Below are 19,713 nucleotides of genomic sequence, written 5' to 3'. Positions count from 1 at the left end.
AACGGTCTTCGGGATTAGGACTTACCTGATTGCGGGTAATTACCCACCCCTGAATTTATGATTTCGGGCCTTGATGTCGGCCTACGCCAAGACGGATGCGATAACCTGGAAGGGATTTGCGCCTTTAAGGCGGGCGGTATCGACGGTTGTGCGTACATCCGCCTCGGCTTGGGCGGCCCACATGGCGCGATATCCGTTTGTCACCTTTCTCTGAATGACCCATGGACGGAGCTTTCGCTCAGATGTGTTGTTGGTGACATCGACTTCTCCGGGATAGTCGCAAAACGTCAGCAGCTGATCGCGGGCCCGCCCGATCTTGGCCTGGAGCTTTTGGGCCAGGTCGCATGAAGTCGGGGCGCATAGAAGCCCGGCAAGCTGTTTATCGAATTTGCGCTTCTTGCTTGCGACGGTAGACGCAGCGAATGTGCTTATGGCTCTGGCGAAATCAAACACACGGCCAAACCAAAGCTGGAAGCGAAGAGGGAGATCATCCTCGCCATGTTCCAGCGCAAAGGCTGTATCACGCGCCAAATGTGCAAGGCAGGTTTGATGTCGATGGCCGTGAGATTGCTGGGCTGAATACCGATCAGATATCCATACCTCGGGGACATGGCCGCCCATGGTCTCGTGAACGACCCGTGCTGCACGGGAGTAATCGGGCTGGTGGACAACGGCATCCTTGCAATGAAAAACCCAGTGTTGGGCATTTGTGCCCTCAATACGCACACCGGTTTCGTCGCTGGCGACAACGCGGGCGGCTCGAAGGCTGGCCTTGGCGGCCTGTGCTGTGGCCTGGAAGCTCGGACGGGAGCGGGCAAACATGTTCATGATCGCGCCCTCGCTCGCATGGAGGCCGAAGATATCCATGAACACACCGCTCAGGCGTTCGTAAGACAATGCATGGAAACTCTTGAGGTAGATCGCCAGCGCGTGAATGCCTGGCCCGAACGGCGTTGCGGTTGCCACGGCAGGTGCGGTGGCTTTTGTCGTCGTGCCGCATTGCGGGCAATGACAGGAAAAACGCCGATGCCGGGTGACATGAGGACGGATCGCAGGAATATCGATCTCGTCATAGGCCCCGGCCAGCACCATCGTATCATCACCGGAAAACGCATGGCCGCATCTCTTGCAGGCGGTCGGTTCATGATCGCGAAACATGTCGGCAAAATCCGCCAGCACCCTATTGTGGGGTTCATGCCCGGGCTTGGCTCCACCCGGTCGTGAGTTGACGCGTTTCTCTTTCTTGTCCGTAGAGGGCGGCTTGGAAGACGTCCGAGAATCCTTGGCAGGCCGTTGGAGCCGAAGCACCATCTCGATCAATTCGTCCTTGCTCAGCTGCTGCAAATCAGTCCGATCCATATCATCATGGATTCAGACATTGTGGTGCATGGCAAGGGGGTGGGTAATTACGATTGCGGTGCCAATCTTCGAAATAGGCAAGAAACCGCGTCCTCGCATCCATCTCCGGTTGCCTGAGCGAAGCGCCAAGCCGCGCGTTGTATTCTTGGATGAAGTCTTCCAACACGGCGCATCCGTAGGCTTCTTTCGACGGAAAATAATGATAAAACGAACCCTTCGGTACACCAGCCTCCTTCAGTAAATCACTGAGGCCAACACCTGTGTAACCACGCTTGGCCGTAAGGCGGCGGCCTGTGGACAATATCAGTGAGCGGGTATCTTTTTGCGGTTCCATGCAATGCATATAGGTCAATTAGACCGGTCGTCTAGGGGTGGCAAACATATTTAATCAGAGAAGCCACCCGGCATGTCGGGCGTCGCCGAGATGCCGGACATCACCAGGGCGCTCTGTGACCGCCGAAGGTTTCCGGCGATCATCGACCCCAATTTGGCATCCAAAGTTGGATGCTCTCATTCGAGACACCGGTGCGCGATACAGTTGCATCACCTCAACTTCGCGCGAGTTCAGGTTAAACCGCACATATTGCCAGATCGCGGGAGCGATGCTCTGAGGCAGAAAACGATCGCGCTTGCAGTTGATAAGTGGCGATGACATAGCGGAAATGATGCCCGCCTCATAATTTACGCAATTCCGTGGCGGTTACCGTGACAACATCCATGCGCCTCGAACATAGAAATTCGGGTCGGAGTTGATACGATTGATCGACATCAGTGCAGGGCCGCGCCGGCGTGCTATTCCGGCAATTTGGTGAACAGGAGATACATATGGTTGCGCTTCCCTTTGACAGTTCGAAGATCGAGGAACTGGTGTTGAGGTTCAACGCTGTGATGGCGAAGGAAGGAACGGACATTCCCGACCTTGGAGGAAATGCCTCGGACGATGAAGTGGCCGCGACCTTACAGGAGACCGATGGCGATCTGAGCCGTGACGAGATCACCCAAGAGATCGAAAGCATGAACGACGAGCAGAAGGACGGGTTGGTTGCCCTGTTCTGGATTGGCCGCGGCGATGCGGAACCTGAGGAATGGGAGAAGACCAAAGTCCTCGCCCGGCAACAGCACGAGGGACTCGTGAGCCGCTATCTGCTCGGTCAGCCGGAAGCCGGAGAGTTCCTGACCGAGGGTCTTGAAAAAATGCTGGAATATGGCGTGGACTGATCGTGGCGCCACGCGCTGCGGGCGGATGCAGGTCGTCGCTGATGCGGAGGCCTGGTGACGCCGGTAAAGGCAAAGGCAATGATGTCGATGAGTTATTCGAGGCTCAAGCAATCATTGAAGGACCTGCCGCCTATCTGGCTTGTGAACGCGCGACTGTAGAAGACGTACGACGCGCAGACGTCTGTGACGGGTCCAAATACAGATGATGGGCCTAGACTTTATTTATCGATGAGGGCGTTGTCAGGGAAACGAACGCTGATCAACGAAAAACCGTTTCGATCCTTTTCTACATGTAAGCTGACGCATATCCTGTTCGTCATAGGTCAAAAATGGACGCGCGGATTACCTGCTTTTGGCTTAGAGTGTAACGTCAAGACAGCCTCTGGCTAGAACAGATACCTCTTTCCGTCGTCATATAATATGGAACGTCACCGCAGCCATCGCTCCCCCCGCCCGAATGCGGCGGCAAACCGGCGGAAGCTATGGGTGAAACGATAGAGGTTCGTTCACCCGTTCTTCAGCATCCTCATGTCGTTGTTTGCAATTTTCTCTCCGCGGCTTCGCATCAGCCATACGGTGAATGCCCACAACACGACGCCAAGGCCCAGCAGGATCCCTGCAATGAGGTATTGCGAACTGTCGCGACCGGTCCACGGTCCGACAAAGAACGCACAACTGAGTGCGCCGATATAGGGGAGGAGTGCAGGGCTTTTGAAATGATCGTGATCCACCGGATCCTTCCTGAGTACCAGAACTGCGACATTGACCACTGCGAAGACCATCAGCAGCAACAGCGCCGTTGTACCGCCAAGTTCCGGCACAGCACCGACAAAGGTGATCAGTGCAATGGCAAGGACGGTCGTAAACAGGATTGCCACATAGGGTGTCTGACGCCCGGGCAGCAATTTCCCAAGAGTTTTCGGCAACACTTTTTCCTCGCTCATTCCATAGAGAAGACGGCTGGCCATCAGCATGTTGATCAGCGCCGAGTTGGCGACTGCGCACATGGTGATGATGCCGAACAGGCTCAACGGGAACCATGGTGCACCGGCCTCGACCACCTTGAGCAGCGGCGTCGCGCCCTCGCTCAATTCATCGGCCGGGACCAGGGCAATTGCTGTCACCGAGACCAGCAGGTAGATCACCCCTGTGATCAGCAAGCCACCGAGCAAGACTTTCGGGAAGATGCGAACCGGGTTCTTTGACTCCTCGGCCATGTTGACGGAATCCTCGAAGCCGACCATGGCGAAGAATGCCAACGTCGTTGCCGCGATCACCGGCCAGAAAATTCCCTTTTCCTCGGTCCGGCTGAAATCGAAAGCCTGCGCAAAATCGCCCTGACCACCGGCAAGCGCTGCCGCGCCAATCATGATGATGATTAATAGTCCGGTCAGTTCGATGCAGGTGAACACGACATTCATTTTGACGCTCTCGCCGACGCCACGGATGTTGACTGCAGCGATGAGTGCGATGAAACCAATGCCGATCACGGTGACGCCAAAGCCTCCACCCCCGAACCCGAAGCTCTGCGCAAAATTTTCGGCAAAGGCGCGGGATGCTGTCGAGGCTGAAGTCACACCCGAAGACATGACGGCGAAGGCGACCAGAAAAGTAACAAAATGAATGCCGAAGGCCTTGTGCGTATAGAGCGCTGCACCGGCCGCTTTCGGATATTTGGTGACCAGTTCCAGATAGCTGCAGGCGGTGACTGCGGCGAGCACAAAGGCGACAAGGAACGGCAGCCAGACGATACCGCCAACTTCACCTGCAACCTCCCCGGTCAGCGCATATATGCCGGTGCCCAGCACATCGCCGACGATGAAGAGCAGCAGCAACCCCGGCCCCATCACACGCTTGAGTTTGGTGTCCTGCTCGCCGGCGTTATCCGCGGATTTGGATGTCTGCTGATTGCGCGTAGCCATGTCAGTATTTCCCGTTAAAGCGTCTGAAAACAGGCTCAAATGTGGAAACCGTGACGAGCGGTCCGGCTCGCCTTGTCGATGGCAAAACGCCGAACTAGATAATTGGGTTCCCGGACCGGGTGTTTATTTAACCAACGCAACCACGACGGTAGTGTTTATGGAATTCAGGAGGTTCCGAGATGTGGCAGCAAATCACTGCTGAGTTGAGTTCAAACGGTGGCCCGCCGCTGTTGATCATTGCAGTTCGCATTATCGGGACCATCATTTTCTGCGGGTTGATCGGCTATGAGCGCGAGCTTCACAAGAACAGCGCTGGCCTGCGCACCAACATTCTCGTCGGCGTCGCCGCAACTGCCTTTGCGCTCATCACCCTGACCATGCTGGATACGCCAATGGCCGGCGATGACGTCCAGGCCGACCCGCTCCGCCTCGTCGAGGCCGTAACCAATGGCGTGGCCTTTCTTGCAGCCGGCATCATCGTCTTTTCCAAGGGCGAGGTTCGCGGACTGACCACCGGCGCCAGCCTGTGGATTTCTGCATCCATCGGGCTTGCCACCGGCCTTGGCTACTGGTCGATCGCAGCTACGGTCACGCTGGTGGGTGTCTTTGTCCTCCTCGTCCTGCGCCAAGCGCAGATTGCCATCGGCCTCAAAGACGAGGGCGAGTAATTCCCGTCATCCGCTCCGGCGGGCTTTAGCGGCCCGACGGCAACGAAGCGTAATACTGGGCCAGCGCGAGGATGTCGTCTTCGGTGAGGTTCGGAATGGCTTCGTGCATCATCACTGCGCGATCCGTGCCGCCGCGGATTCCAGATTTCCACAGGGTGAGTTGTTCGCGCAGGAACACTTCGCTCTGACCAGCCAATGGCGGAAATCGATCCGATTTTGGCCGTGAAGCCGGACCGTGGCAGGAGATGCAGGACGGGATATTGGCTTTCTCGTCACCACCATGCGCCAGCAGATCCCCGCGCGCCACAAGCGCCGGGTCGAGGCTGCCGGTCTGGTATTCCCCAGAAACATCGCGCCCGTTCTCCGCTATATAGGCGGCAATCTCGAAAATCTGCTCATCGCTCAATTGCGACGCCGCCTGCTGCATGATGCCGCTTTGACGAGCACCGCTGCGATAGGCCTGCAAACTTGCTTCGATATAGGCCGCAGGCAGCGTGTCCAGGCGCGGGATTAAAACATTGCCATCGGCGAAACCGTTTTCACCATGGCAGCGCCCGCAGCCGGACTGGTAGATGGATGCAATCCTGGAATTCTGGTCCGCTTCATCGTCGCGCTCCTGCACAATGCCTGCAAGATCAGTTTCTGCCGCTGATACCGGCCTCTCCGCCTGCTTCACCGCATCGAGAAAGGCCACCACCGACCACACGTCATCATCACGTTTGGTCGACGGCCACCCCGGCATGCCGCTCATCTTCACGCCGTTCTTGACGATCCAGTACATATGCTGTGGGTCCCAGTCGGAAACTGCATCGGTGATATGAGGTGGAGCCGGCAGCATCGACAGGGCTGTTTGTGAGCGGGATTGATCCGGCATCGCATGGCAGAAGGCGCAGGCATCCTGGTAATGCCCCCGCCCCAATGCAATCAGCGCCGGCGCGGAAATCTCCGGCACCTCGTCCTCGGACGGCGAACGCAGCCGCACAGCATTGCGGTAAGCCGTATGCAGCACCCACGACACGCCCGGCAAATGCCCTTGGCGAGCCGAAACATTGTAAAGGCCGAACCCGACAACGAGGACGGCTCCGATTGCGGCAATGCCTGTCCAGATCAGGGTTGCTTTCAGGAACGATCTCATGGTGTCAGCTCGCCATTTCTGCTGCCACGCAGCTCTTTGGACAAAAGCACGAGGCTTGCCATCAGATAGACCGGTGTGCTGATCGCCAGCATGATCATCCCGCCCATCTGCTGATCGGGCACACCGCCGAGACGGCACACATCCGCCTGGTAGAGCAGACGCGGGCTCAGGATCAGGATCGCGCCGAGCAACGTCATGTGCATCGAGGTCAGGAACAGGCCACCGGCACCGGCCAATGCCTCGCGTGGCTTGAGCACCGATGCCCACAACAGCAATCCGGCCAGCAGGAAGGAAAGCTGTTCGGACGCCAGCATCGCCGGGTTTGCCCGCGCATGATCATGAAAGGCAGGCAGGTGCCAGCCCCAGACAATCAGGAATTCGACCACGGAGGCAAGCAGCGGCGAGACCCGGATGTCGGCGAAAAATGCAGGTGCGCCCAGTACGATCAACGGTGTCGCCAGGGCCACGACAGTCATGTGACGCAGCATGTGGGCTGAAAAATACCCGCCAGTCGCGGCCTCGACCGGCATCGGCCAGACCAGCAGCAACAGGCTCAAACCGCACAGGAGGAGACCATGCTGTTTCATTGGCAGGTCTCCAGGACCAGCACCGGTAGCGACACATAGATCACGCCGATGAAGGAGATGATCGAGATGAGGAAGGACGCATGGCCCAGGAACTCGTGCCGGTCCTCCTTCTCCGCCATATCGTGCTCGTAGTCCCAGTCATCGAGAAAATCCCACTGCACCCACGAGCGCCACGCGACCAGCGCAATTCCGGCCAGCGCCAGAAGGGTAAAACCGCCGAGCGCCAGCCGCAGTGTCGCAATCGCAGCAGCATCGCCTCCAAGCTTGGCGCACACCGCTGCTGTCGCGCCGTAGCAGAGCACGAAATGCACCGCCCATATCGAGCCTGCGAATGTGATCAGCCAAAGGCTGTCGGCCTCTTCGGCGAAGGTTCGACGTTCCTCGTCTCGTCCTGCCTTCGCCATCACATCACCCTCGGCATCAGGCCGATGGTCAGACCGGCCACCACCACTGTCAGGCAGACAAAGTGCCAGTACAGCGTCACGTTCCACAGGTCGGAATCATGCTCGGGCGTCACCTTGCCAAACAGCGCACCCGCCAGGCAGTAGCACTGCATGATCACCCCGCCGCCAGTGTGCACGATGGTCCAGATCATCACCGCCCAGATGATGGCCGGGTAGACGTGGCTTGCCGGCTCCAGTCCGGCATTGGCAACCGAGAGGTAGAACAACCCGCTGCCCACGATCGCCAGCAGCGGGGCTGCAACAAGCAACGCTCGCGCGGTTGCCACCTTGCCCTGCCGGTTGACAACGCGGGCGCCGTAAATCGATCCCCAGGAAGCCACCAACGCAGCAACACCCAGCATCAGATAACCCACCAACGCATGCTCGGTCCCCGTTGGCGGAAAGTCCGGTTTGGCGGTCCAGTAAAAGACAAACCCGAACACCAGACTGGCAAACGCCGTCGCATCGCCAAGCATGGTGATCCAGACGCCCCACCAGCCGACCGAGGCCGGGCCGGAGGCATAGACGGGAAGCCTGAGCGACAACCCGGCGTCGCGCATGTCCTTGTCTTTTTCAGGAATCTGGGAGGTCGCTGTCCACAGCCAGTAGATCACGCAGGCGATAGCCGCGCCGCCGCAGACGATGGCTGGCGGATACCAATGAAAGGTCGGAAAGATGAAAGCCCCGCCGGTAAACACAGCCGCCAGAATAGTGATCCATGTCGGACCGGTCACCCGCAGGCACTGGATCGGCCGCGCGTCCAGCACCGTGGTGACAAGGGTTTCGCGTTTCAGCTCGGGCGCATCAGGCAGATAGTACCGCCCCTCGTCCATCCGCTCGACGATACCCTCCTGCTCCCACAGCGGGTAGCGGCTGGTAATATAGGGAACCGACCGGGATCCCCAGTTTTCCTCAGGCACGTAGTGCGACCATTCCAGCGTCCCTGCTTTCCACGGATTGCGCGGCGCATAAGGCTGCTTGCCGCGTGGGCGCAGCAGGTCGACGGCGAACAGCACAAACCCGGCGGCCACAATGAAGGCGCCCACCGAGGAGATCAGGTTGAGCAGATCCCAGCCCAACACCGACGGATAGGTGTAGACCCGGCGCGGCATGCCCATCAGGCCAGTGAAGTGCATCGGCATGAATGTGACGTTGAAGCCGACAAACATCAGCCAGAACACGACCCGGCCAGTGCGCTCAGACAGCGTTTTCTTGGTGAAAATCGGGAAGAAATAGTAGATCCCCGCCATCAGCGGAAACACCATGCCGCCAAACAGCGTGTAATGCAGGTGAGCAACGATGAAATAGGTGTCATGTGCCTGCCAGTCGAACGGTGCCAGCGCCACCATCACTCCGGTCAGGCCTCCGGCGGTAAAGATCGCCAATGCGCCGGAGATGAACAGCATCGGCAGGTTCATCTTCACCCGTCCGACCATCAGCGTCGCCACGAAGGCGAACAACTGGATGCCCGTCGGGATCACCACCGCTTCCGATGCCGCCGAGAAGAAGCCGAGCGACATCGAAGGCAGACCGGTGGTGAACATGTGATGCACCCACAGCCCGAACGACAAAAATCCGGTGCCGACAGCAGAAAGCACAATCCAGGAATAGCCGACGATCGGACGCTGCGCCGCGGTCGGCACCACCATGGCGGCGATCGCAATCGAGGGCAGGAATATGATGTAGACTTCCGGATGACCAAAGATCCAGAACAGATGCTGCCACAGCATCGGATCGCCGCCGCGCTCCGGATCGAAGAACGGCCAGTCGAAACTCCGTTGCAATTCGAACAGGAAGTCACCTGCAATCAATGGCGGGAATGCGAACAGGATCATACCGCCGACAACCAGCACGTACCAGGCGTAAAGCGGCATCAGGTTGATGCGCATGCCGGGCGGACGGCATTTCAGCACCCCGACGATCAGCTCTACCGCGGCGGCAATGGAGGCCACCTCGATAAACGACAGTCCCAGCAGCCAGATGTCCGAGCCAATGCCTTCGGCTTCGGTGGCAAGCGGCGGATACATGAACCAGCCGCTGTTGGGCGCAACGCCGAACAGGATCGAACCCATGACGAAGATCCCGCCGATGATGAAGCACCAGAACCCGTAGGCCGAAAGCCGCGGGAACGGCATGTCCCGCGCCCCGAGAAGCCCGGGTAACAGCAGGATCGAAATCGCCTCGAACATCGGTACGGCAAACAGGAACATCATGGCCGAGCCATGCATGGTGAAAAACTGGTTGAACCGGTCGGCCGACAGGAAATCATTGCCCGGCACCGCCAGTTGCACCCGGATCAAAAGCCCAAGCACACCGGCGCACATCATGAAGAAGAAGGCGCTGAGCGCGTACCACTTGCCGATTTCGGAATTGTTGACCGCCGTCCAGTAGCGAAACCCCTTCGGCGTCTTCCAGGTTTGACGCAATTCATCCGCGCCGCGTTCTCGGGTCTCCTCATCAACCGGCTTCGCCAGCATCTCCTCGGTGGGCGGATAGACATTTTTCGTGTCCGGCACGGTGCCGGCAAGACCGCTCGCCATGATCACTTCAACCCCTCAAGATAAGCACCCAACGCCAGGAGTTTGTCCTCTGACAAATGAACGTAGGGGGGCATTTTCACCCCCGGCTTGATGCTTTTGGTGTGGCGGATCCAGTCGACGAACGCGTCCCTGTCCGTCGGCAGGATTCCTGCCCCCAGCGAAAGTCTGCCGCCGACATGGGTGAGGTCGGGGCCGGTCTGGCCTCTTGCCTCGGTCCCGCGCACCGCATGGCATGCGCCGCATCCTTCCTCGAAAAAGATCTCCTCGCCCTGCCGCGCGAGATCGGTCGCAGGCTCGATGGCATCCTGCCGCTCTTTCTCCAGCCAGACGGCAAAGTCGTCCTGCTCCAGCACCACAGCCTGAAACGACATCAGCGCATGCGCCTCGCCGCAAAACTCGGCGCACTGGCCGCGATAGACACCCACCTTGCTGGGCTCGACTGCAAGCCGCGTTTCGCGGCCCGGAAACATGTCCATCTTCCCCGCAAGCGCCGGGATCCAGAAGGAATGGATGAACTTGTCGGCCCCGAGTTTGATCTCGGTCCTGTGATCGACCGGCAGACGGATCTCGTTGGCTGCCACGATCGGCTCGGTGATGTATTCAACCCGCCACCACCATTGCTCGCCGGTGACCCGCACCAGCGCACCGGTGCCCTCCAGCTTCTGATCGGGCATGATCGACAGCGCATAGATGAGCAGCCCTGACAGCAGGAAGAACGGAAACACGATGCCCCCGCCAATCACCAGCGTTTCCGCCAGCCTCCGTGACAGCGACCGTGGCTCGATGCGGGTGACGTAGAAGAACAGGCCATTGATGGCCAACCAGAGCACGACAGCGCCCATGAGCAGGACCCAGAACAGGTCAGCCAGAACGCTCGCGTCCTTACCGGCGGGATCGAGCACCGACTGCGTGCCCGTGCACCCTGCCAGAAGCAGGGAAAGCGGAACCAGGTGAAGAAGCGCCCCCCGCTTCACGTTACCGTCCTTCCGGCAACGCGTAAGCTATGACATGGTCTCCGATCTTGGTTTCCATGAAGTGGTGTCCTCCCGGCGCAATGACGAGATACTGACGTCCGTCCACCTCATAGGTCATGGGCGTCGTCTGGCCGCCCGCCGGCAATACGGTCTGCCACACCACCTCGCCGGTCTCGACATCGATCGCGCGCAGCAGATCATCGGTTGCCGCAGCAATGAATATCAGTCCGCCTGCAGTGACCAGCGGCCCGCCATTGTTGGGTGTGCCGATGCTGAGCGGCAACATCGACGGTATGCCGAAGGGTCCGTTGTTGCGCGCGGTGCCGATCGGCTGATCCCACAATGTCTCGCCGGTTTTCAGATCGATGGCACGGATGCCGCCATAGGGAGGCTGCTTGCACAACAGCCCGGTCGGCATGCGCCAGCCCGCATTGACGGCAATAGCATAGGGCGAACCGGCCTGGGCTCCGGCCTCACCGCCGCCGCCTTCGCCACCCTCATTGATCGGCTTGATGCCTTGCTTATCGGCCTCTTCACGTGGGATCAGCCGGTTGTAGTTGGGCATGTCGTTGTAGTTGGCAATCAGGATGCCACGCTCGACATCGACGGCCACGCTGCCCCAGTCCGATCCGCCATTGTAGCCAGGATACTGGATCCAATGCCGGTCAGCGGTCGGCGGCGTGTACTCGCCATCATAGGCTGCACGACGAAACTGGATGCGGCACCAGAGCTGGTCCAGCGGGCTCATGCCCCACATGTCCTTTTCCGTCAGCGGCGGTTTGTTGAGCGCGGCATAGGTGGAATAGGGCTGGGTCGGCGACAGGTTTTCAGGTTCAACACCTCCCGACGGCACCTCGCGTTCCTCGACGGGAAACAGAGGCTCGCCGGTCTCGCGGTTCAGCACGTAGATCTGGCCCTGTTTGCTGGGCAGGATCAGGGCGGGTACCGGTCCATCCTCCGCCGGAAACTCGACAAGTGTCGCCTGGGAACCGAGATCGTAGTCCCAGACATCATAGTGCACGGTCTGAAATTTCCACGCCACCTCGCCGGTGGCCACATCAAGCGCAACCAGCGCGGTAGAAAACTCGTTTTCAGCCTCCGACCGGTTGGCACCGTAATAATCGACAGAGGAATTGCCCATCGGCAGATAGACAAGGCCCAGTTCTTCATCACAGGCGGCAAGGGTCCACATGTTGGGGGTGCCGCGTGTATAGGCTTCGCCTTCCGGCGGCAGGCCCTTGAGATAAGGCTTCCCCATATCCCAGGCCCAGGCAAGCTCGCCGGTGACCGCGTCATAACCGCGGATTACGCCGGATGGCGCATCTTCGGCCTGACCGTCCTTCACCTGCGCGCCGGTCACGGCAATGCCGCGCACAATTGTCGGTGGTCCGGAAACAGCATACCAACCGGGTACTGTTTCACCGATGCCGTCATTGAGATCGACAATACCATCCTGCCCGAAGCCGCTGCAAAGCTGACCCGTCGCAGCATCGACTGCGATCATCCGCGCATCCAGCGTGGTTTCGATCACCCGCTCGGCGCACAGCGCATCGGGCTCAGCCGCCTCATCCTCGTAATAGGCGACGCCGCGGCAGGTCGCGCCATAGGGGATCGCATCGTCGGAAACGATCGGATCGTAGCGCCACTCTTCCTTGCCGGTGCCGGCGTCGATGGAAATCATGATGTTTTTGGCCGTGCAGACAAACAGGCTGTCGCCGACCTTCAGCGGCGTGTTCTCCGGCGAATACTTGCCCTCGGCTCCTTCAGCGGGCATGTCGCCCGTGCGGAAATGCCAGACCTGCTCGAGGTCTTGCACATTGTCGCGGGTGATCTGGTTGAGCGGCGAATAACGCTGCCCTTCATAGGTCCCGCCATAAGCAGGCCAATCCGCACCGGCTTCAAGTGTCTGTGCCGGACGCAGGGGAGACGTCTCACCCGCTTGGTCGGCTCCGACTTCTCGAGCCGGAATCTCGACCGCAGCAGATCCATCAACCTCGCCGCTATCCCGCAGACCGGGCTCACCAGCTTGCGGGCTCTGTTCCTGAGCAGTTGCGCGATCCGGGCTTAGTCCGGACAAGGCCAGCAGCCCAGCAAACACCAGAGCAATGGTCTGGGCCGTTCTGCCGCGATGCGATCCATACCTGCCCGACGCGGGACGTGCAGCAAACGCCGGGATGGTCAGCGCAACGAGAACGAGAATGACCGTAGGAGCCACCACGCGCGGCACCAGCGGCCAGAGCTGGAAGCCGACTTCCCATACCGCCCAGATCAGGGTGCCGATCCAGATCAGAAAATAGAGACCGACGCCGAGAATGTTTCTGCGCAGCAGGAGATATCCGCTGATAACGAGGCCGATCCCTGCAATGGCATAATACCAGGATCCGCCCAGCGATATCAGCCAGAAGCCGCCTGCACCCAATACGAGACCAAGCGCCAAAACGATGAACCCTATGAGAGTGGTGTAGATCGAACCAAGGGAAGTACCCGTCCGCTTTGAACCTGAATGCGTTCCGATTTGGCGACGGTTGGTGACGGTTTCGTCCGCACGCATGATGGTCTCCCCAGTTCCATGACAGACTCCTAAACGCGGGCAGGCAGGAAAAGTTCCAGGCCAAGCTGCGTTTCCCAACTCCTGGTATCAGACCGCTCGGCAACCAAATCGCGTCTCAGCCGTTTTCCTCTCATTGACGAACCCTGAAAAGAGGATCTGGAACCATGACCGACTACCCCTCCCAGCCACTCGTCGGCACACTCGGTGCTTCTGTTGCCCCAGAGCAACCTGCCGAAAAGCTCAACATCTACCGGCTTGAACCCAACACAAGGCCGGACGATCCGCGATGGGACAATGCCCCCAACCATGGCGTGATCCGGGTGCGGGCCCTCTCGCCTGCCGACGCCCGCATCGTCGCCGCCGAGGCCGAAATCGACTTTCTCGACATCGACGCCAAGCCGGGCGATGGCACCACAACCGATTTCGCCAGCGCCTTTCGCGACGACAAGCTCTATCACGTCACCCTTGAAGACGAAGGCGACGTGCTCGGAGAGCGCGGCATGATCCGGGAGGCTTGAGCAGCCACCAGTTTCTCTCAAAAGCCACCTGCCTATACAAAAAGAGCCCGCCATCCGGCGGGCTCTTTCGTTTCCGGGGCGAACTCGAACCTAGCCGAGCTTTTCCTCGCGTTCCCAGAAGCGCAAATCACGGCACATCGCGACGAATGCTTTGCCGTCGCTTTTCTTCGACAGCGCCTTGCACCCGTCATCGAGATCGGACCAGATTCCGGCCTTTTCGAGCAATGGCTGAACCTCTGCGGTATAGCCAATGAACTTGCAATGCGCGAAGGCATCCGCGGCGAAATCACGGGCTGGCAGCATCTTGGCAAGTTGGGACGCCCCGTCTTTAGACGCCAAGATCACCACGGCGTCATAGAGCAGCGATGGACCGCCATCGATCTTCTGGTTTGCTTCGATCCAGGTGCCATCGCTGGCCTCGACGCCGCCAACCTGCGGAGCAATGAACTCGATCTGCGCGCCTTCTTTCTCGATGGCGGCCTTGAGCGCGGTCACAAGGTCGATGTCGACGCCGTCGGTAACCAGCGCACCGAGCTTCCGGCCCTTGAAGCTGTTCGGGCCGTTGAGCACGATTGACAGCTTGTCCGATACCTGCAGATCAGTGATTATTGGCCGCGCCGCGTCAGCCGGCCTCGGCATTGACTTGAGTCGCAAACCGTCGGCGACCTTTTTGGCGAGGTCCTCGTCGACATTGAGCAGATGCGAGACCATCCGTTCCCGGATGGCCATGGTTTCCACTTTCGACAGCTCAAAAACGAAGGCGCCGGCGATATGCCCCTGCTCGACCGAGGTCTGCGAGAGATAGAACTGCCGTGCCTGGCTGTAATGATCGGCAAATGTTTCGGACCGGTACCGGCCTTTCGCGCCTTCCAATTCCTCGGGGTAAGACTGAAAACCCTTCTCCGGGTTCTCGCGCGGACCACCGTCCTCGCCCCATGAGTTGGGCTCGTAATTGGCCCGACCCTGCGGATTGTGAAACGCCATGTGGCCGTCCTGCTGGAAATGATGGAACGGGCAGCGTGGCGCGTTGATCGGAAGATGATTGAAGTTGGTCGATCCCAGCCGGCTCAGCTGCGTGTCGAGATAGGAGAAATTTCGGCCCTGCAAAAGCGGGTCGTTGGTAAAGTCGATGCCGGTGACCAGATTGCCGGTCTGAAAGGCGACCTGCTCGGTTTCGGCGAAGAAATTGTCGACGCAGCGGTCAAGCACCATCCGGCCGACAATCCGGATCGGCACCTGTTCTTCCGGGATGATCTTGGTCGGGTCGAGAACGTCGAACTCGAACTCTTCGGCAAATTTCTCATCGAACACCTGCAGGCCGAGTTCCCATTCCGGATAGTCGCCCATCTTGATGGAATCCCACATGTCGCGACGATGGAAGTCCGGATCAGCGCCATTCAGCTTCAGCGCTTCGTTCCAGACCACCGACTGCATGCCCTGTTTCGGCTTCCAGTGAAATTTCACGAAGCTGGACTTGCCCTCCGCATTGACCATCCGGAATGTATGAACGCCAAAGCCTTCCATGAACCGCAGCGACCGCGGGATGGTGCGATCGGACATGATCCACAGCGCCATGTTGATGGATTCCGGTGTCAGCGAAATAAAGTCCCAGAAATTGTCATGCGCGGTCTGGGCCTGCGGGAAGCCGCGATCCGGCTCCTGCTTGGCCGCATGGATCAGGTCGGGGAACTTGATCGCATCCTGAATGAAGAACACCGGGATGTTGTTGCCGACGAGATCCCAGTTGCCTTCCTTGGTGTAAAACTTGACCGCAAAGCCGCGCACATCGCGCGCCAGATCCGGCGATCCCTTGTTACCGGCAACCGTCGAGAATCGCGCGAACAGTTCGGTCTTTTCGCCCTTGCGCTGAAAGATGTCGGCGCGGGTAATGTCGGACAGCGATTCATAGGCCTCGAAATAGCCATGCGCGCCAAAACCGCGAGCATGAACGACGCGCTCGGGAATGCGCTCATGGTCGAAATGAAAGATCTTTTCGCGGAAATGCTGGTCCTCGACCAGAGTGGGCCCACGCTGGCCGGACCTGAGCGAATTCTGATCGTCGGCGACCGGGGCTCCCTGCTGTGTTGTCAGCGTCGGAACGTCCCCATCTGCGATCTGGTGCAGTTCTCCGCCGGTTCCACGTAATATCTTCTGATCGCCAATCGCCGCCGTTTCAAATTCACCGGTTTTCTTTTTCGCCATGTCGCTCTCCAAGTCCTGCTGAAAAACGGAAGTGGCAGTCGCACCGGGCGGCACGGGTACGCCAGCATCCAGCACGAAGAACGTAGAAATGGGAGGTTTGTTCCGAGAGATAGTCTGGCTAGTGGACGGAACTATAAGCCGTCTGCGCCGCGGTCGTTGCCGAACCCGGGCTTGAATCTAACGGGCAGATGTCGATGGGCTTTACGCCCGAGATGCTAAGATCCCTCACCGCGCTTTTCGATAATACCGAAATCGCTGGATTTTTCGTGGGCCTCGGCAATCTCCACACCCTCGGCCTGAAGGCCTCGGCGCAGCAACTCCCGTACCGCAGATGCACGACTGGGCATACGCAGGTGGAAGCGCCAATCATCGATGGCGCTGAGTTCTTCCGGCGACACCATGATCTGCAGTCGTTCATTTCTTTCACGGTACATCTCGTGAACTCCGGCCTAGTGCACTTCTGCTACATGTTAGTAAGCGCCGTATTTTTTTCAAGTGGCTAAATGTTCGGTACGGCTGCATTGTGTGCCCGCAACACAACCGTGGCCTTTATCCAGGTCTGATTTCCTGTCACCAAAGACTCCGAGCGCACTGCTCATCCAGCAATTGAGGATCCGCCAACCGACCAATTGCGGGCTATTAGGGAGTACAAATGGATAGAAGCCCCAAAATTCTGATCGTCACCGATGAACCCATGTTGATGGTAGACATGCTGTTCGAACTTGAGGATCGCGGTTTCGACATTGAACCCATGAAACCGGGCGAGCACAGAAGTTGGTCACAACTCCACGTAATTGACGCCGCCGTGTTTGATCTCTATCAGCCAGATAAGGTTCCGCTGCCATTTGCCGCGAAACTTTGGCGTTGCAGGATACCCATCGTCTCGCTCCGCAGTGGAACGTCGGTTCGGGGTGCCGGGGCAGAAACCTGTCTGTCCAAGCCGGTAGATTACGACAGGCTGGCAGACCTTCTCATCGAAATGACCTGCAAGACTTCTGCGATAGCGTCCTATGCAAGCGTTGGCGCGTTGCTGCAGCCCGAAGCAATGGCTGTCGACGAACGCTAGGTTATTCGGCATTCAAATTTTTTCCGAGTCATCCACAACACCTTGCGGTATGGACTGGCTTACATTCATCGATCAAAGCAAACACGGCTTTGAATAGTCCCGAGTTTTCTAGACAACCTCGGTTCTCTTTTTCTGCTACCGGGCAAATTCGACGAGTGATCGAGCCCCGTTCCTCCCAATAGGTCAGGACCGGAGCCGCTGGTGACACTTATCTTACGTCACCAAACGCCAAGAACGCCCCTGGGGGCGTTGTTTATGCATTTCATGTTGTTTGGGAATTTGGTTGCGGGGGCAGGATTTGAACCTGCGACCTTCAGGTTATGAGCCTGACGAGCTACCGGGCTGCTCCACCCCGCGACAGGCCTCAAGCGTAGTATGCTTGAGGCATAAAAGCAAAAACGGGCCGCGACGTGCGACCCGCGGTGTTCCAATTTTCGTAAATGAGAAGATGAATGTTGCGATTTGCAGACCTGGCAGCGACCTACTCTCCCGCGTCTTAAGACGAAGTACCATCGGCGCTGGGGCGTTTCACGGCCGTGTTCGGAATGGGAACGGGTGCAGCCGCCCCGCCATAACCACCAGGTCGGCAAAGCGCAACATGCTTACTGGCCGGGACGGTTAGACGTCCTGGCTGACCATGCCCCACGCGAATGGAACACATCAGTAAACTGTATGAGAAGCTGGCGGGTGGCTAAACCCTTTTTGTCTTGTGAACACGTCGTCTCGTCCTTGCAATCTTTGTGGCTTTGCGAAGCGTTAGCTGCGCAAGTCCATCAAGATTGTTCGATGAGCACAAGCAATGAGAACAATCAAGCCGATCGAGCTATTAGTACTGGTAAGCTTCACACGTTACCGCGCTTCCACACCCAGCCTATCAACGTGGTAGTCTTCCACGACTCTCAGGGAATACTCGTTTTTGGGTTGGTTTCCCGCTTAGATGCTTTCAGCGGTTATCCATTCCGTATATAGCTACCCTGCTATGCCGTTGGCACGACAACAGGTCCACCAGAGATACGTCCATCCCGGTCCTCTCGTACTAGGGACAGATCCCATCAATATTCCTACACCCACGGCAGATAGGGACCGAACTGTCTCACGACGTTCTGAACCCAGCTCACGTACCGCTTTAATTGGCGAACAGCCAAACCCTTGGGACCTGCTCCAGCCCCAGGATGCGATGAGCCGACATCGAGGTGCCAAACAACCCCGTCGATATGGACTCTTGGGGGTCATCAGCCTGTTATCCCCGGCGTACCTTTTATCCGTTGAGCGATGGCCCTTCCACGCGGGACCACCGGATCACTATGACCGACTTTCGTCTCTGCTCGACTTGTCAGTCTCGCAGTCAGGCAGGCTTATGCCATTGCACTCGACGACCGATTTCCGACCGGTCTGAGCCTACCATCGCGCGCCTCCGTTACTCTTTCGGAGGCGACCGCCCCAGTCAAACTACCCACCATACACTGTCCCGGATCCGGATAACGGACCGCGGTTAGACATCCACGAAGATAAGGGTGGTATTTCAAGGATGGCTCCACGCGAGCTGGCGCCCACGCTTCAAAGCCTACCACCTATCCTACACATGCCTTGGCGAATGCCAGTGTAAAGCTATAGTAAAGGTGCACGGGGTCTTTCCGTCTGACCGCAGGAACCCCGCATCTTCACGGGGAATTCAATTTCACTGAGTCTGCGTTGGAGACAGCGGGGAAGTCGTTACGCCATTCGTGCAGGTCGGAACTTACCCGACAAGGAATTTCGCTACCTTAGGACCGTTATAGTTACGGCCGCCGTTTACTGGGGCTTCGATTCAAAGCTTGCACCTCTCCTCTTAACCTTCCAGCACCGGGCAGGCGTCAGGCCCTATACGTCGTCTTGCGACTTCGCAGAGCCCTGTGTTTTTGATAAACAGTCGCTACCCCCTGGTCTGTGCCACCCTCTTTCACTTGCGTAAAAAAGGGTCACGCTTCTTCCGAAGTTACGCGTGCAATTTGCCGAGTTCCTTCAACGCAGTTCTCTCAAGCGCCTTGGTATTCTCTACCTGACCACCTGTGTCGGTTTCGGGTACGGTCTATACGGTGGAGCTATTTCCTGGAACCTCTTCGCTGCACCTCCAATCCAGTAAGGAGATACAACACACGAGATCCGTCACTACCACCAGGCCCACGAATATTAACGTGGTTCCCATCGACTACGCCTTTCGGCCTCGCCTTAGGGGCCGGCTCACCCTGCTCAGATTAACTTTAAGCAGGAACCCTTGGTCTTTCGGCGAGGGAGTCTCTCACTCCCTTTATCGTTACTCATGTCAACATTCGCACTTCTGATATCTCCAGGAGCCCTCACGGGTCTCCCTTCACAGACTTACAGAACGCTCCGCTACCACGTACACTTGCGTGCACATCCTCAGCTTCGGTGCATGGCTTTAGCCCCGGTACATTTTCGGCGCAAGACCCCTTAATTAGACCAGTGAGCTGTTACGCTTTCTTTAAATGATGGCTGCTTCTAAGCCAACATCCTGGTTGTTTTGGGAGTC

At 58.3% G+C, this 19,713-nt stretch carries 15 protein-coding genes, 1 tRNA gene and 2 rRNA genes (1 of these 18 only partly in view); 4 read left to right on the top strand and 14 right to left on the bottom strand.

Going from position 1 to position 19,713, the window contains the following annotated elements; translation table 11 throughout:
* Positions 1 to 81: 81 nt before the first annotated feature.
* Positions 82 to 1,359, bottom strand: a complete 1,278-nt coding sequence (locus IMCC20628_RS00820; RefSeq protein WP_047028619.1) for an IS66 family transposase — start codon at positions 1,357 to 1,359, stop codon at positions 82 to 84.
* A 4-nt stretch (positions 1,360 to 1,363) separates the two neighbouring features.
* Positions 1,364 to 1,702, bottom strand: coding sequence for a TetR/AcrR family transcriptional regulator (locus IMCC20628_RS24505; RefSeq protein ID WP_245307924.1), 339 nt, complete (start codon positions 1,700 to 1,702; stop codon positions 1,364 to 1,366).
* Positions 1,703 to 2,184: 482 nt separating this feature from the next.
* On the opposite strand from IMCC20628_RS24505, the gene IMCC20628_RS00815 reads away from it, so the two are divergent.
* Positions 2,185 to 2,577 carry a DUF3775 domain-containing protein gene (locus IMCC20628_RS00815; protein ID WP_047028618.1) on the top strand — a complete coding sequence of 131 codons (393 nt, stop codon included), beginning with the start codon at positions 2,185 to 2,187 and terminating at the stop codon, positions 2,575 to 2,577.
* 506 nt (positions 2,578 to 3,083) lie between these two features.
* Here the strand turns inward: IMCC20628_RS00815 and IMCC20628_RS00810 are convergent.
* On the bottom strand, positions 3,084 to 4,499 hold the full coding sequence (locus IMCC20628_RS00810) for an APC family permease (RefSeq protein ID WP_047028617.1): 1,416 nt from the start codon (positions 4,497 to 4,499) through the stop codon (positions 3,084 to 3,086).
* Positions 4,500 to 4,678: 179 nt separating this feature from the next.
* Here IMCC20628_RS00810 and IMCC20628_RS00805 point away from each other — a divergent pair, with 179 nt between their 5' ends.
* Positions 4,679 to 5,167, top strand: a complete 489-nt coding sequence (locus IMCC20628_RS00805) for an MgtC/SapB family protein (RefSeq protein WP_047028616.1) — start codon at positions 4,679 to 4,681, stop codon at positions 5,165 to 5,167.
* Positions 5,168 to 5,192: 25 nt separating this feature from the next.
* Here IMCC20628_RS00805 and IMCC20628_RS00800 read toward each other — a convergent pair whose 3' ends face one another.
* The 6 genes from IMCC20628_RS00800 to IMCC20628_RS00775 form a co-directional block, all read right to left on the bottom strand.
* Positions 5,193 to 6,302 (bottom strand): c-type cytochrome, encoded by a 1,110-nt coding sequence (locus tag IMCC20628_RS00800; RefSeq protein ID WP_047028615.1) that lies wholly within the window; start codon positions 6,300 to 6,302, stop codon positions 5,193 to 5,195.
* Positions 6,299 to 6,889, bottom strand: coding sequence for a cytochrome c oxidase assembly protein (locus IMCC20628_RS00795; protein WP_047028614.1), 591 nt, complete (start codon positions 6,887 to 6,889; stop codon positions 6,299 to 6,301). Before IMCC20628_RS00795 ends, IMCC20628_RS00800 begins: the two co-directional genes overlap by 4 nt.
* On the bottom strand, positions 6,886 to 7,293 hold the full coding sequence (locus IMCC20628_RS00790) for a hypothetical protein (protein ID WP_047028613.1): 408 nt from the start codon (positions 7,291 to 7,293) through the stop codon (positions 6,886 to 6,888). The genes IMCC20628_RS00795 and IMCC20628_RS00790 overlap by 4 nt, the downstream gene beginning before the upstream one ends.
* Entirely contained in the window at positions 7,293 to 9,809 is a 2,517-nt protein-coding gene (gene ctaD / locus IMCC20628_RS00785; protein ID WP_197078442.1) for a cytochrome c oxidase subunit I, read from the bottom strand. Before ctaD ends, IMCC20628_RS00790 begins: the two co-directional genes overlap by 1 nt.
* 65 nt (positions 9,810 to 9,874) lie before the next feature.
* Positions 9,875 to 10,846 (bottom strand): c-type cytochrome, encoded by a 972-nt coding sequence (locus tag IMCC20628_RS00780; RefSeq protein WP_047028611.1) that lies wholly within the window; start codon positions 10,844 to 10,846, stop codon positions 9,875 to 9,877.
* A gap of 1 nt (position 10,847) precedes the next feature.
* Complete coding sequence (locus tag IMCC20628_RS00775; RefSeq protein WP_082127942.1) at positions 10,848 to 13,397, bottom strand: membrane-bound PQQ-dependent dehydrogenase, glucose/quinate/shikimate family; 2,550 nt, start codon at positions 13,395 to 13,397, stop codon at positions 10,848 to 10,850.
* A gap of 164 nt (positions 13,398 to 13,561) precedes the next feature.
* Here IMCC20628_RS00775 and IMCC20628_RS00770 point away from each other — a divergent pair, with 164 nt between their 5' ends.
* Complete coding sequence (locus IMCC20628_RS00770) at positions 13,562 to 13,915, top strand: hypothetical protein (RefSeq protein WP_052766239.1); 354 nt, start codon at positions 13,562 to 13,564, stop codon at positions 13,913 to 13,915.
* A 90-nt stretch (positions 13,916 to 14,005) separates the two neighbouring features.
* On the opposite strand, the gene IMCC20628_RS00765 is transcribed toward IMCC20628_RS00770, so the two are convergent.
* A complete protein-coding gene (locus IMCC20628_RS00765; protein ID WP_082127941.1) occupies positions 14,006 to 16,117 on the bottom strand; it encodes a catalase in 2,112 nt (703 codons plus the stop codon).
* A 215-nt stretch (positions 16,118 to 16,332) separates the two neighbouring features.
* Positions 16,333 to 16,551 (bottom strand): hypothetical protein, encoded by a 219-nt coding sequence (locus IMCC20628_RS00760; RefSeq protein ID WP_047028610.1) that lies wholly within the window; start codon positions 16,549 to 16,551, stop codon positions 16,333 to 16,335.
* A 218-nt stretch (positions 16,552 to 16,769) separates the two neighbouring features.
* Between IMCC20628_RS00760 and IMCC20628_RS00755 the strand changes: the two genes are divergently transcribed.
* The gene (locus tag IMCC20628_RS00755; RefSeq protein WP_047028609.1) at positions 16,770 to 17,183 is read left to right on the top strand and encodes a response regulator; all 414 of its coding nucleotides are present in this window, start codon (positions 16,770 to 16,772) and stop codon (positions 17,181 to 17,183) included.
* Positions 17,184 to 17,463: 280 nt separating this feature from the next.
* Here the strand turns inward: IMCC20628_RS00755 and IMCC20628_RS00750 are convergent.
* From IMCC20628_RS00750 to IMCC20628_RS00740, 3 genes are all read right to left on the bottom strand, one after another.
* A tRNA-Met gene (locus IMCC20628_RS00750) sits at positions 17,464 to 17,540 on the bottom strand.
* 111 nt (positions 17,541 to 17,651) lie between these two features.
* Positions 17,652 to 17,766, bottom strand: a 5S ribosomal RNA gene (gene rrf / locus IMCC20628_RS00745).
* Between the two features lie 222 nt (positions 17,767 to 17,988).
* Positions 17,989 to 19,713, bottom strand: a 23S ribosomal RNA gene (locus IMCC20628_RS00740); it runs 1,146 nt beyond the window's last position.

The organism is Hoeflea sp. IMCC20628 (assembly GCF_001011155.1).
In the GTDB taxonomy this organism is placed as follows: Bacteria; Pseudomonadota; Alphaproteobacteria; order Rhizobiales; family Rhizobiaceae; genus Hoeflea.
Note: the sequence above shows the minus strand (reverse complement) of the source record. Positions and strands in the feature narration are given on the sequence as shown.

Coding starts and splice junctions, on each gene's coding strand:
- IMCC20628_RS00820 (WP_047028619.1), bottom strand. CDS start 1,359: ATGGATCGGACTGATTTGCAGCAGCTGAGCAAGGACGAATTGATCGAG.
- IMCC20628_RS24505 (WP_245307924.1), bottom strand. CDS start 1,702: ATGCATTGCATGGAACCGCAAAAAGATACCCGCTCACTGATATTGTCC.
- IMCC20628_RS00815 (WP_047028618.1), top strand. CDS start 2,185: ATGGTTGCGCTTCCCTTTGACAGTTCGAAGATCGAGGAACTGGTGTTG.
- IMCC20628_RS00810 (WP_047028617.1), bottom strand. CDS start 4,499: ATGGCTACGCGCAATCAGCAGACATCCAAATCCGCGGATAACGCCGGC.
- IMCC20628_RS00805 (WP_047028616.1), top strand. CDS start 4,679: ATGTGGCAGCAAATCACTGCTGAGTTGAGTTCAAACGGTGGCCCGCCG.
- IMCC20628_RS00800 (WP_047028615.1), bottom strand. CDS start 6,302: ATGAGATCGTTCCTGAAAGCAACCCTGATCTGGACAGGCATTGCCGCA.
- IMCC20628_RS00795 (WP_047028614.1), bottom strand. CDS start 6,889: ATGAAACAGCATGGTCTCCTCCTGTGCGGTTTGAGCCTGTTGCTGCTG.
- IMCC20628_RS00790 (WP_047028613.1), bottom strand. CDS start 7,293: ATGGCGAAGGCAGGACGAGACGAGGAACGTCGAACCTTCGCCGAAGAG.
- ctaD (WP_197078442.1), bottom strand. CDS start 9,809: ATGCTGGCGAAGCCGGTTGATGAGGAGACCCGAGAACGCGGCGCGGAT.
- IMCC20628_RS00775 (WP_082127942.1), bottom strand. CDS start 13,397: ATGCGTGCGGACGAAACCGTCACCAACCGTCGCCAAATCGGAACGCAT.
- IMCC20628_RS00770 (WP_052766239.1), top strand. CDS start 13,562: ATGACCGACTACCCCTCCCAGCCACTCGTCGGCACACTCGGTGCTTCT.
- IMCC20628_RS00765 (WP_082127941.1), bottom strand. CDS start 16,117: ATGGCGAAAAAGAAAACCGGTGAATTTGAAACGGCGGCGATTGGCGAT.
- IMCC20628_RS00760 (WP_047028610.1), bottom strand. CDS start 16,551: ATGTACCGTGAAAGAAATGAACGACTGCAGATCATGGTGTCGCCGGAA.
- IMCC20628_RS00755 (WP_047028609.1), top strand. CDS start 16,770: ATGGATAGAAGCCCCAAAATTCTGATCGTCACCGATGAACCCATGTTG.